The 11,817-nt window shown below is 65.6% G+C and carries 10 protein-coding genes and 1 pseudogene; 4 read left to right on the top strand and 7 right to left on the bottom strand.

Annotated elements, in window-relative coordinates; translation table 11 throughout:
- Window positions 1–572 (bottom strand): annotated as a pseudogene (locus ATB1_RS03160) (carbohydrate ABC transporter substrate-binding protein); the annotation flags it as partial.
- Window positions 573–925: 353 nt separating this feature from the next.
- Between ATB1_RS03160 and ATB1_RS03155 the strand changes: the two are divergent.
- Window positions 926–1,666: an SDR family oxidoreductase gene (locus ATB1_RS03155; RefSeq protein WP_042662235.1), complete on the top strand. Its 741-nt coding sequence runs from the start codon at window positions 926–928 to the stop codon at window positions 1,664–1,666.
- A gap of 73 nt (window positions 1,667–1,739) precedes the next feature.
- Window positions 1,740–2,600 (top strand): pentonolactonase XacC, encoded by an 861-nt coding sequence (gene xacC / locus ATB1_RS03150; protein ID WP_042662233.1) that lies wholly within the window; start codon window positions 1,740–1,742, stop codon window positions 2,598–2,600.
- 27 nt (window positions 2,601–2,627) lie between these two features.
- On the opposite strand, the gene ATB1_RS03145 is transcribed toward xacC, so the two are convergent.
- Entirely contained in the window at window positions 2,628–3,605 is a 978-nt protein-coding gene (locus ATB1_RS03145) for a D-xylose 1-dehydrogenase (protein ID WP_042662232.1), read from the bottom strand.
- 61 nt (window positions 3,606–3,666) lie between these two features.
- On the opposite strand from ATB1_RS03145, the gene ATB1_RS22250 reads away from it, so the two are divergent.
- Window positions 3,667–3,861, top strand: coding sequence for a hypothetical protein (locus ATB1_RS22250; protein WP_042662231.1), 195 nt, complete (start codon window positions 3,667–3,669; stop codon window positions 3,859–3,861).
- Here ATB1_RS22250 and ATB1_RS03135 read toward each other — a convergent pair.
- Together ATB1_RS03135 and ATB1_RS03130 are read right to left on the bottom strand one after the other, a co-directional pair.
- A complete protein-coding gene (locus ATB1_RS03135) occupies window positions 3,848–4,717 on the bottom strand; it encodes a fumarylacetoacetate hydrolase family protein (RefSeq protein ID WP_042662230.1) in 870 nt (289 codons plus the stop codon). The genes ATB1_RS22250 and ATB1_RS03135 overlap by 14 nt on opposite strands.
- Window positions 4,718–5,478: 761 nt before the next feature.
- Window positions 5,479–6,252: an SDR family NAD(P)-dependent oxidoreductase gene (locus ATB1_RS03130; RefSeq protein ID WP_042662229.1), complete on the bottom strand. Its 774-nt coding sequence runs from the start codon at window positions 6,250–6,252 to the stop codon at window positions 5,479–5,481.
- A gap of 99 nt (window positions 6,253–6,351) precedes the next feature.
- On the opposite strand from ATB1_RS03130, the gene ATB1_RS03125 reads away from it, so the two are divergent.
- Window positions 6,352–7,392, top strand: coding sequence for a zinc-binding dehydrogenase (locus tag ATB1_RS03125; protein ID WP_042662228.1), 1,041 nt, complete (start codon window positions 6,352–6,354; stop codon window positions 7,390–7,392).
- 394 nt (window positions 7,393–7,786) lie between these two features.
- Here the strand turns inward: ATB1_RS03125 and ATB1_RS03120 are convergent, their stop codons facing one another.
- Genes ATB1_RS03120 through ATB1_RS03110 form a run of 3 tightly spaced genes read right to left on the bottom strand, consistent with a single transcriptional unit; the run spans window position 7,787 to window position 11,810 of the window.
- Window positions 7,787–9,901, bottom strand: coding sequence for an ABC transporter ATP-binding protein (locus tag ATB1_RS03120; protein ID WP_042662227.1), 2,115 nt, complete (start codon window positions 9,899–9,901; stop codon window positions 7,787–7,789).
- Entirely contained in the window at window positions 9,898–10,818 is a 921-nt protein-coding gene (locus tag ATB1_RS03115) for an ABC transporter permease (RefSeq protein ID WP_042662226.1), read from the bottom strand. The genes ATB1_RS03120 and ATB1_RS03115 overlap by 4 nt, the downstream gene beginning before the upstream one ends.
- Complete coding sequence (locus ATB1_RS03110; RefSeq protein WP_042662225.1) at window positions 10,815–11,810, bottom strand: ABC transporter permease; 996 nt, start codon at window positions 11,808–11,810, stop codon at window positions 10,815–10,817. Before ATB1_RS03110 ends, ATB1_RS03115 begins: the two co-directional genes overlap by 4 nt.
- Window positions 11,811–11,817: the final 7 nt, after the last annotated feature.

The following is an 11,817-nucleotide window of genomic DNA, read 5'->3' as shown; positions in this document are numbered from 1 at the left end:
TCGAACACGGCGGTGTTGTAAAACAGGTTGTTCATCCGGTGGGAGCCGATCGGGACCGCCGGCATCTTGTCGTTGAACTTACACAGTTCGACCGCGCGGGACTGCATGGTGTCTTTGAATCCTTCGGCGTCCCACACGTCGGCTTCGAGGTCCATCAGCGCGCCCGAGTACCGTTCGAGGTTCTTCCCCGGCCAGTTGGCGAACGAACTCATCGGGTTGTTGTTCGCCAGTCGTCGGAGAATCGTCGCGTTGAGGTTCACGTTCGCGCTCGCGCCGACCGCTTGGAAGTTCGTATCCATCTCTGGATACTCCTCCTCGAACGCCTCGATGAGCGCGGTGACCGCCGCCTCGCCGTCGCCGCCGGCCCAACCGTGGAGCACTTCGAGTTGCGAGTCCCACGTGCCGCCCGAACTGCTCCCGCCGGTCTCGGTGTCGGAGGTACCGTCAGAACCGCTTCCACTTTCGCTTCCGCTTTCGGTTCCATCCGTCTCGGAGCCGCCACCGCCGGTACATCCAGCGATGCCGGTTGCGACACCCGCGGACAGGACAGTGAGATACTTTCGACGGTTCACACTTTTATCGCTACTGTCGTTCTCAGCCATGTTATACCCATGTTAGCTACCCGCATATATAGGTTGTGAATGAATGATGGTTATGTAACAGCTCCACAGGGTCGAGCGAACGTCTTTCGCAAGAATTGCGGGCGGAACTGCGTCGGTCGAGCGTGGGAGCGCGGTCGAGAACCGAGCGAAGCCCGCGCGGGAACTGTCGTCGGCCGCGACACCCCCTCGCAGGCGGGCTCCGGCTCGCGTCGCGGTCCGCAGACGGCGTTCGACGAGTCTCGGCGTTCGGCGCGACGTTGTCGCGGGGAAACACGTATGCGGCAGGGAGCTAATCACGGCGTATGGTCGACCGACCAACCGCCATGGACGATCCGCTCGACGGACGCACAGCACTCGTCACGGGTGCGAGTTCGGGAATCGGCGCGGCGACCGCGCGCGTGCTCGCCGAGGACGGCGCGGACGTGTGTCTCGCCGCCCGCCGAGCCGAACGGCTGGAATCGCTCGCAGAGGAGATTCGCGAGACGACGGACGCCGCCGTGAGCGTCGTGCCGACGGACGTGACCGACTCCGACGCGGTCCGGGCGCTCGTCGACGCGACCGTCGAGCGGTTCGGCTCGCTCGACATCGTCGTCTGCAACGCCGGCCTCGGCGTCGACAAACCGGTCGCGGAACTCACCGACGAGGAGTACCGGCTGATGACCGGCGTCAACGTCGACGGGATGTTCTACACGGCGAGAGAGGCGATTCCGCACCTCGTGGAGTCGGAGGGCAATATCGTCTTCCTCGGGAGCATGTCCGGGAACCACCCCCGACCCCACAACCCGGTGTACGCCGCGACGAAGTGGTGGGTCCGCGGGTTCGCGTCGAGCCTGCAGGGGTCCATCGGCGAGGAGAACGTCGGCGTGACCTGCGTCAACCCGACCGAGGTCCGGACCGAGTTCGGCTCCGAGAGCGGCGAGACGCTCGAAGAGTCGTTCGAGGAGGGGTCGGTGACGGAGGCGATAGAGGTCGCCGACGCCATCGCCTACGCGGTCCGCCAGCGGTCGCCGAACACGGTGCTGTCGCTCGACCTCTACCGGCGAGACAAGATATCGCACTTCTGAACGGGGGCGGGCGCGACGGCACCCCCAACAATCGAGGGAAGCGTATTTTGCGGTCGGTTCCGAACGAACGCCTATGACCGTCACGCGAGTGGTCGACACGTCGTGCCGACTCGGCGAGGGGCCGGTCTGGCACCCCGAAGAGAAGCGACTGTACTGGGTGGATATCGAAGGTGGCCGGTTGCACCGCTACGACCCCGAGACGGGAGCGCACGACTGTCCCGTCGAAACGTCGGTCATTGCCGGCGTGACGATTCAGCGCGACGGGTCGCTCTTGGCGTTCATGGACCGCGGCCGCGTCGGGCGCGTCGTCGACGGCGAACTCACGGGAGTGACCGAAATCGTCGACTCGCCGACTCGGTTCAACGACGTTATCGCCGACCCCGCGGGGCGGGTGTTCTGCGGGACGATGCCGGCGGAATCCGGGGACGGGCGGCTGTTCCGTCTCGACACCGACGGGACGGTGACGACGGTCGAGACCGGCGTCGGCATCCCGAACGGGATGGGTTTCACCCGCGACCGCGAGCGATTCTACTTCACGGAAACGGAGGCACACACCATCTATCGGTACGCCTACGACGAAGAGACGGGAGCCGTCTCGGACCGTGAACGGTTCGTCGAATCGCCGGCGACGCCCGGATTACCGGACGGTATGACGGTCGATTCGGCGGGCGACATCTGGTCCGCCCGCTGGGAGGGGGGCTGTGTGGTCAAGTACGACGCCGACGGGACCGAACTCGAACGATTCGACGTGCCGACCGAGAAAGTGACGAGCGTCGCGTTCGGCGGACCCGACCTCGATTCGCTCTATGTGACGACCGCCGGCGGCGACCCGGACGGCGGAGCAGACGAGGACGAGGACGCGGGTGCGCTGTTCCGCCTCGACGTGGCGGCGTCCGGTCGCCCCGAGTTTCGCTCTGACGTTCGGCTGGACTGAGCCGGAGCGGACAGCGGCCGCGGACGGTCAGTCCAGGTCAACCGCGCGCCCGGTGTCGGCGCTCTCGTAAACCGCGTCGATGGTCCGCATGAGGTCGACGGACTCCTCGCGGTCGATTCGCGGCGTCTCGCCGGTCTCGACGGCGCGGGCGAACGCCTCGACCTCGCTGCGGTAGTTGTCTATCGGGTCGAACGTCTCCGTGACGACCCGGCCGTCCGTGGCGTAGGTGAGTTCGGCAGACGCCGTCGGTTCGATGTTGAACGCGGTCTTCGCCTCCAGCCAGCCGTCGGTGGTCTGGACGCGGTAGTACTGGGTCTCGGGCGTGTCGAACGACGACTCGACGCGGGCGGTCGCGCCGTCGTCGTACTCCAAGACGCCCGACATCCGCGTGTCGACGCCGCAGTCGCGCGTGTCGGTCGTGGTCGCGTACACCCGGTCGGGCGTCCCGAGGAAGAGCCGCGCCGCGCTGACGGCGTAACAGCCCACGTCCATGACGCTCCCGCCGGCGAGGTCGGGGTCGATGCGGATGTTCTCGGCCCCGTCGGGGAGCCGGAACGAGAAGTTCGACGTGACCGAGACGACCTCGCCGAGCTCGGAGGCGACGAGTTCCGCGGCCCGCTCGGTCCGCGGGTGGAACCGGTACATGAACCCCTCCATCAGCGTGACGCCCGCGTCCTCGCAGTAGTCGAAGACGGCGGCCGTCTCGTCGGCGCTGGCGGTCAGCGGCTTCTCGCAGAGGACGTGCAGGCCGCGGTCGGCGGCCGCGCGAACCCAGTCGGCGTGGAGGCTGTTGGGGAGCGGAATGTAGACCGCGTCGAGTGAGTCGTCGGCCAGAAGCGCCTCGTAACTCCCGTACGCCGGTGGGGATACCGAGTTCGTCGGCGACCGCGCCGCCCGCGCCTCGTCGCGAGACGCGATGGCGGCCGCCGCGTGTTCGCTGGCCTGAACCGCCGGGATGACCGATTTGACGCCGATGCCCGCCGTGCCGACGATGCCGAATTTCATGGGAGGAATTCAGGCGACTCCGGTGATAAAACTGCTGGAGAAACCCCGTCGAATCGGGTCTATGCGCCGTCGCACCGTGGTTCGCCTTCGAGCTAACGACGACCGCGGTCTCTCAGAGCTCGGACGCCTCGTCGCGGGTCCACCACCCGAGGCCGGTCACGGCGACCCCGTCGGTGCCAGCCACGTCGTCGTCCCGCCAGTCCCGGCGCGTGAACTCCTCGACGAGGTCGACGGCCGTGGACTCATACGGTGGTGACGGAGTTCGAGAGCGTGCCGATGCCCTCGACGGTGATGTCGACGCGGTCGCCCGCCTGCAGGTCGAACGGGTGCTCCGGGACGAGCGACGTGCCCGTGAGGATGACCGCCAGTTCGGGGACCGTGTTGTGGCGCGTGAAGTACGACACGAGTTCCTCACAGCTCCGGACCATCTCGCTCGTGTTCGTGGCGTCGTCGTAGACGACCTCGCCGTCGCGTTCGATGGTCATGCTCATCTCCAACTCGTGGGGGTCGTCGACGTCGTCCGGCGTGACCACGCACGGACCGATAGAGCAACAGCGGTCGTAGACCTTGGCCTGCGGCAGATACAGCGGGTTTTCGCCCTCGATGGAACGACTGCTCACGTCGTTGCCGACGGTGTAGCCGACGATTTCGCCGCGGCGGAGGACGATTCCGAGTTCGGGTTCGGGAACGTCCCACTCTGAGTCGTCCCTGACGCCGATGGCGTCGCCCGGTTCGACCGTTCGCGACGGTGTCGCTTTGAAGAAGATCTCCGGCCGGTCGGCGTCGTACACGTCGAAGTACATGTCCGGCATCGAACTCTCCTCCTCGCGCGCCTGTTCGCTGATTTGGTAGGTGACGCCCGCGGCCCAAACCTCCTCCGCGTCGACCGGGACGGTCGCGTGTCGGTCGACGAACGCGTCGTCGACCACGTCCGCGTCCTCGGTCAGTTCGGCCGCGAGTCGGTCGATGGAAGTCCGGGCGATACTCGCCACCCGAGCCAAGTCTCCGAACGTCCGAAGGTCCGGGTCGGCGCTCGTGAGGTCGTACGTCGTGGAGTCACGACTCACCGTGAGGTGTCGCTCTCCCGACACCGCTAGCTGGTGGTAGTGCATTCAGTAACCCCATTACCAGCGATTGTTAAAAAAGTACGTCCCGACGCGAGCGGGGTGCGAGGGGTGAGACACAGAAACACGAAACGGCGGCGGGTTCGGTCTCGAACCCCTGACGAGCGCGGGTAGTGGTCGTCCTCGTCTCGCTCGACCGCCGGCAGGCCGGGGCATCGTGGTCGACGCGCACTCGGGACCACCGTGCTGAAGGCCGACACAAATGTTCCCATAGACAGAACAGAGTGTGATGCAGGGAGCTGTCGACCGAACAACTCGGAGATGGGCGTATCAGACCGCCACAGAGAACTGGGGAAGGGACTGCCGAAAACGGGTCTCGAACAGGGGGCAGTTCGGCCGCTTTGAACCGTCTGCGTCGATATTCGGGGGCTTTCGAGTCGAGAGACAGTGATAACTGAATATTGTCTATTACAGAACAGAATCTCGACGTATTCGAACAAGAAATCGCGCGACTGGTGCATTCTACGGTCGGAGAGGACCGCATGAATTACACGAGTACGCTTGTAATCCAGAACGGCTGACGACGGGAAACGGACGCGATATTACCGAGTCATCGCGGCGACGAACGGGCACGGACGAGGCAGTGTGTAATTCGACGGTGTCGTTCCCTATTACAGAATTATCGTCCTGCGGTGACCGGAATCAAACGGAGACGGCCCGCCGGGGAGCGGGGAGAGGCCGGAGACTACCCGAAGGCGGCGCGCGCGGTCACGAGCGACGAATCCGCGACGCAAAAGGAGAACAGCCGGTCAGAACGCGCTGTCCGCGAAGCCGCCGTCGACGGTGACGACTTCGCCCGTCACGAACGAAGACGCGTCGCTCGCGAGGAAGACCGCCGCACCGACGATTTCCTCTCGCTCCGCGACCCGGCCGAGCGGCGTTCGCTCGTCGATTCGCTCGCGCTTTTCGGTCCCCTCGGCGTAGGTGTCGGCGTTCTGTGGCGTGATGACGAATCCCGGCGCGATGGCGTTGACGCGTATCTCGGGCGCGAGTTCCTTCGCGGACGCGCGGGTGAACGCCTCGACGCCGCCCTTCGCCGCCGAGTAGGCGGGGAGGTTCGCCATCGAGAGGCGCGCGGCCAACGAGGAGATGTTGATAATCGACCCGCCGTCGGCGACGGCCGGGGCAAGTTCCTGCGTCACCCGGCGGACGCCCCCGAGCGCGATGTCGGTGACGTGGTCCCACGCGTCGTCGTCGATATCACGGACCGACTCGCGCGAAATCGCCCCCTGTGAGGCGACGACCACGTCGATGCCCCCGAACTCCTCGACGGCGCGCTCGCGGACGCGTTCGAGCGAGGCCGGGTCGGTCACGTCGCACGTCTCTCGAACCGCGTTCGCCCCCAAGTCCTCGATCGCGTCGGCCGTCTCGTCGACCGCCGACTCGCGTCGGCTGGTTGCGAGTACGTCCGCGCCCTCGCTCGCGAATCCGAGAGCGATTGCCTGTCCGATGCCGCTTGTCCCGCCGACGACGACTACGCGCTTGTCGCTGACGGAGACTGGCGTGTGCTCATATGCGACCATGGGTTCCAGTCCGCACGGTGCCGACATGATAGTTGCGGAACGAGCGGTGGGAGTGCCGCATGCAATACGTTTTTACCGACCCGTGCCACATGTGCTCTCATGCGAGGACTTGCCAAAGTGGAGCGTAGCTCCGGCGCTATGGAGTTCGTCGAGCGACAGAAACCGGAGCCGGGGACGGGAGAAGTGCTCGTAGAGGTCGACTACGCCGGCCTCTGCGGGAGTGACGCGGGTATCTACGAGTTCGAATCCGCCTTCGAGCGGATGGAGCTCCCGACCGTCATCGGCCACGAGTACGCCGGGCGCGTGGTCGAAGTCGGCGACGGCGTGACTGAGTTCGGTGTCGGCGACCGCGTGGTCGAACGGCCGATTCGGGGCTGCGGCGAGTGTTACCAGTGTCGCATCGGCGAGGAGAACGTCTGCCAGGACGCGGTCATCACCGGCGTCGACCACGACGGCGCGTACGAGCGCTTCATCGCCGTCCCGGAACGCGCCCTGCACCCGATTCCCGACGACGTGGAACAGCGACACGCCGCGGTCGCGGAGCCGACGAGCATCGCCGCGCGCGCCGTCATCGAGAACTCGCGGGTCGGCGCGGGCGACCGCGTACTGGTCGAGGGACCGGGGCCAATCGGCCTCCTCACGGCCCAAATCGCGGCCGCGCAGGGCGGGACCGTCGTCGTCTCCGGCGTGGGACAGGACGCCGAGTATCGGCTCCCGCTCGCCGAGGAACTCGGGTTCGAGACGGTCAACGTCGCCGACGACGACACCGAGGCGCGACGCGAGCGCCACACCGGCGGCGTCGGCTACGACGTGGTGTTCGACACGACCGGCCACCCCTCGGGGCTCACGACGGCCGTCGAGGAGGTCCGCAAGGGCGGTCAAATCGTCCTCGTCGGGCAGACCGGCGAGACCACGATGCCCTACTCCCCGCTCGTCCGGGCCGAAATCGACCTCCAGTGTTCGTACGCCTCCATGTACGAGGACTTCGAGCGCTCTTTCCGCCTGATTCGCGACGGCGACGTGGACTGCGAGACGTTCGTCGACACCCGGTTTTCGCTGCTCGAAGCCGACGAGGCCTTCGAGACGTTCATCGAGGGCGGGACGTGCAAGCCGGTGTTCGACGTCTCGGAGTTGGCGTAAGCGAGCCCTCGAACGGCCGCAACCCAAACCGAGATAGAAAACCAAAATAACTACAATACTATATACGAGGGAGATCAGGGAAAAGCCCCAATTAAACACAAATAGCTCGGTGTTTTTGCTTTTTAAACTGATTCCTACCGGCCATAGTCGGATATTTCTGATGGAATATCAACTATACCCAATAGTGATGCATTTTCATTCAGTTGTGGTCGCTTTAAACAGCCAAAACAAATTAATTTAGCCGATATATTGGAGACTTTCCAATCTCGTTTTTGATAGGATTTTTTATTTTCCACAATACTACTGCAGCGGTCCAGACCTCGAATCCGAATCGAGACGCGGCGCTACCGGGAGGTCGCCAAAGAGACGACGGGAGCGGAATCGAAGGAGGGCGTCAGTCGCTCGCCGAGTCGCCACTAGCCGGCGACGAGAACTCGGGGTCCCCGTATGTGCCGGAGCGGTCGTCGGCGGGGTCGTCCGCGGCGGGGGTCTCCCCGTCCGGGAAGTAGCACGCGGCGCGGTGGTCGCCGCTTCGGACGGTGTCGAGCCCGGGTTCGCTCTCCCGGCACTCGTCTTCGGCCTTCGGGCACCGCGGGGCGAAGACGCACCCCGGCGGGAGGTCGACCGGGTTCGGAGGCTCGCCGTCGAGCAGGACGCGGTCGCGGTCGACCGTCGGGTCCTTCTCGGGGGCGGCCGCGAGGAGCGAGGTGGTGTACGGGTGTTTCGGCTCGGCCGCGACGGACTCGACGTCGCCCTCCTCGATGACCCGCCCGAGGTACATAATCGCGAGCCGGTCCGACACCTGCACCAGACTGGCGAGGTCGTGAGAGATGTAGACGATACCGATGTCCTCCGTGTCCGCGAGTTCTCGAAGGAGGTTCAGCAGGTTCACCTTCAGCGACACGTCGAGCATCGACGCCGGTTCGTCGCAGATGAGGAAGTCGGGGTCGAGGACGAGCGCTTTGGCCACCGCGACGCGCTGGCGTTGACCCCCAGAGAGCTGGTGGGGGTACTGGTCGAGGAACTTCCGCGCGGGCGTGAGCCCGACTTTCTCCAGCGTCTCGACGACGGCCCGTTCGCGCTCGTCGGTCCGGTAGTCGTGGATGGTGAGCGGTTCGCCGACCAACTGCCGAACCGTCTGTCTCGGGTTGAGCGAGTCGAAGGGGTCCTGGAAGATTATCTGCACCTTCCGGCGGAACTCGCGCATGTTCCCGTCGGCGTAGTGCTCGTAGGACTCGCCGTCGAAGACGAACTCGCCGCCGGTCGGCTGTTTGAGAAGCGCGATGGTCTCGCCGAGCGTCGACTTCCCACAGCCGGACTCGCCGGCGACGCCGAGGATTTCTGACCGCCGGACCCGCAGGGAGACGCCGTCGACGGCGCGGACGTAGTTCGGGTCGTTGCCCCTGAGTTTCTCCAAGAGCGGCTGGCTCTGCTCGTAGTACTTCTCAAGGCCGTCGGTTTCGAGGAGCACTTCGCCGCGGTCCGATTCGTCGTGACTGTCGGGGATGCCCCACGTCTCCGGGTCGGTGGCGTCGCGCCGCATCTGGGCGGCTTTGGTGACGTGGTGGCACGCCGAGCGGTGGTTGCGGTTCGGCAGGTCGACGAGGTCCGGATGGGACGCCTCGCATTCCTCGGTCGCGAACGGACACCTGTCCTTGAAGACGCACGCGCTGGGTGACTCGCTCAGGTTCGGCGGCGACCCCGGAATCGAGACGGGGTCCTGGTCGCCCTCCTCAATCTCGGGGAAGGAGTTCTTCAGCCCCATCGTGTACGGATTCGTGGGGTTGACGAGGACGTTGTCGACGCTCCCCTGCTCCATCGCCTTCCCGCCGTAGAGGATGGACAGCTCGTCGCACGTCTCGGCGATGACGCCGATTTCGTGGGTGATGAGAAGCAGCGAACTGTCCATCCGGTCCTGTATCTCCAGAATCTTGTCGATAATCTTGTCTTGGACGATGACGTCGAGACCCGTGGTCGGCTCGTCGGCGATGATGAGGTCCGGTTCGAGCGCGAGCGCCATGGCGATAGTCACGCGCTGGCGCATCCCGCCGGAGAACTCGTGGGGATAGTCGTCGATGCGGTCGGGGTCGAGCCCGACGATTTCGAACAGTTCTCTGACCCGCGAACGCGCCTTGTCGTCGGTGACGTTCCGATGGGTCTGAATCGCCTGTCGAATCTGCGCGCCGGTGGACATCACCGGGTCGAGCGAGTCCATCGCGCTCTGGGGGATGTAGGCGATGTCCTCCCAGAGCACGTCGCGGCGCTCGCGCTCGCTGAGGCCGGTCAGGTCGCGGCCCTGGAATTCGATGCTGCCGGATTCGACGGAGCCGTTGCTCGGGAGGAGGCCGAGAACCGCCTCGGCGAGCGTCGATTTCCCCGAGCCGGACTCGCCGGCGAGGCCGTAGTTGACGCCCTCGTCGATGCTGAACGACACGTCGTTGACGGCGTGGACGGTTCCGCTGTCGGTCGAGTACGTGACCGTGAGGTCCGTGATGTCGAGGAGGCTCATTGTTCGGTCTGAATTTCCGGGTTGATGACTTCTTCGTAGGCGCGGCCGATGAGGAACACCGAGGTGGTGATGGCCGCGATGCCGAGTGCGGGTGGGAGCACCCACCACCAAGCGACGCGCATGTTGCCCGATTCGAACACCTGCCGGAGCATCCGGCCCCAGCTCGTGACGGTCGGGTCGCCGAACCCGAGGAACGCCAGGCTGGCCTGCGCGGCGATGGCCCACGCGATGCCGTAGGCCGTGTAGAGAAAGCCGATGGGGAGCACGTTCGGCGCGACGTGGTAGAGCATCGTCCGCAGGTCGCTCGCGCCGCTGGCGCGCGCCGACTTCACGAAGGTGCGCTCTCTGACGGAGAGCACCTCGGAGCGGACGACGCGCGCGGGCATCTTCCAGAGGAACGCGACGATGATGCCCGTCATGAGCCAGACGCTCGGCGTCACGAACGTCAGGAGCAACAGCGCCATCGGCGTGAACGGCAGGGAGAACGTGAGGTCCGTGAGGCGCATGAGAACCTCGTCGACCCAGCCGCCGTAGTAGCCGCTGACGAGCCCCACGAGGAAGCCGAGCACGCCGGTCCCGATGCCGCCGAACAGTCCGACGATGAACGTCGGTTGCGCGCCGGCGAGGAACTGGCTCAGGACGTCCTTGCCGTAGGCGGTCGTCCCGAACGGGGCCGCACCGGTCGGTTCGGACAGCCGCAGCATCGAACCCGTGTCGTCGCGGACGGTGTGCTCGATGGGGTCGTGCGGAGCGAGCGCGGGGCCGAGGAGGCCGAGGAAGACGAACGCCGCGACGATGACGACGCCGGCGAACGCGAGGCGGTCGCGCCGCAGGAACGTGAACTGGTCGCGGAGCGTCTCCGCGACCCCCTCGACGCGCTTTTTCAGTTCGGCTTCGGGCTTCGTCTCGGTGCTCACGCGGCACCACCTCCGCTGGTCGAGACGGTCGGGTCGAAGTAGGCGTACAGCACGTCGGCGACGAGGTTCGCCACGATGACCGCGAGCGCCATGATGAACACGGCCGCCTGCACCAGCGGGTAGTCCTGCTGTTGGATGGCGAGCACGAGTTCGCGGCCGATGCCGGGCCAGCCGAAGACGACTTCGAGCAGGATGAGTCCCTGGAATATCATCCCGAGACGCAGCGCGAAGTAGGTCAGAATCGGCAGCATGGAGTTCCGACCCGCCCGCGCGAGCTGCTGCATCTCCGAGAGCCCCTTGGCGCGGTGGAGCTTGAGGAACTCGGAGCCCCGCTTTTCGACGACGCCGTTGCGCGCCAAAAGCAGGAAATCGCCGCTGTAATACAGCACGGACACGGTAAACGGCAGGATGTAGTGGTGCAGGAAGTCGAGCGACGCGAACCGCTCGACGTAGCCCTCCGGCGAGGCGCTGATAGAGCGCATCCCGAAGGCGGGCACCAGTTCGAGGTTGTACGCGAAGATGATGACGAACAGGATGCCCGTGATGAACACCGGCGTCGACCGGAGGAACGTCGTGGCGACGATGCTGAGCTTCTCCAGTTTGCTCCCGCGGTTCCAGCCGACGTACATCCCGAGCAGGGAACTCAGGACCGCCGTCGTCACTAACGCGGGGACGAGCAGGATGAGCGTGTTGACGAGCCGCGGGGCCAACACCTCCCAGACGGGCTGGCTCCGGAGGATGGAGTAGCCGAACTGGAACAGCAGGATGCTCTGCAGGTAGCTGAGGTACTGCCGCCACATCGGCTGGTCGAGGCCGTACATCGCCCGAATCTCGGTGATCTGCTGCTGGCTCAGATTGCCCGCGGTGACGAGCGACTCGAACGGGCTGCCGGGGAGCAGGCGCAGGACGAAGAAGATGACCGAGACGGCCACGAGGGTGAGCCCGATAGAGATGGCGAGCCGCTTTGCGAGGAAGCGCTGGAACTCGCTCATGGTCGGC

The organism is Haloferax sp. ATB1 (assembly GCF_000730175.1).
Note: the sequence above shows the minus strand (reverse complement) of the source record. Positions and strands in the feature narration are given on the sequence as shown.

What these genes read in the sequence shown, in the direction of transcription:
- ATB1_RS03155 (WP_042662235.1), top strand. Translation starts at nt 926, where the DNA reads ATGGACGATCCGCTCGACGGACGCACAGCACTCGTCACGGGTGCGAGT.
- xacC (WP_042662233.1), top strand. Translation starts at nt 1,740, where the DNA reads ATGACCGTCACGCGAGTGGTCGACACGTCGTGCCGACTCGGCGAGGGG.
- ATB1_RS03145 (WP_042662232.1), bottom strand. Translation starts at nt 3,605, where the DNA reads ATGAAATTCGGCATCGTCGGCACGGCGGGCATCGGCGTCAAATCGGTC.
- ATB1_RS22250 (WP_042662231.1), top strand. Translation starts at nt 3,667, where the DNA reads ATGCGCCGTCGCACCGTGGTTCGCCTTCGAGCTAACGACGACCGCGGT.
- ATB1_RS03135 (WP_042662230.1), bottom strand. Translation starts at nt 4,717, where the DNA reads ATGCACTACCACCAGCTAGCGGTGTCGGGAGAGCGACACCTCACGGTG.
- ATB1_RS03130 (WP_042662229.1), bottom strand. Translation starts at nt 6,252, where the DNA reads ATGGTCGCATATGAGCACACGCCAGTCTCCGTCAGCGACAAGCGCGTA.
- ATB1_RS03125 (WP_042662228.1), top strand. Translation starts at nt 6,352, where the DNA reads ATGCGAGGACTTGCCAAAGTGGAGCGTAGCTCCGGCGCTATGGAGTTC.
- ATB1_RS03120 (WP_042662227.1), bottom strand. Translation starts at nt 9,901, where the DNA reads ATGAGCCTCCTCGACATCACGGACCTCACGGTCACGTACTCGACCGAC.
- ATB1_RS03110 (WP_042662225.1), bottom strand. Translation starts at nt 11,810, where the DNA reads ATGAGCGAGTTCCAGCGCTTCCTCGCAAAGCGGCTCGCCATCTCTATC.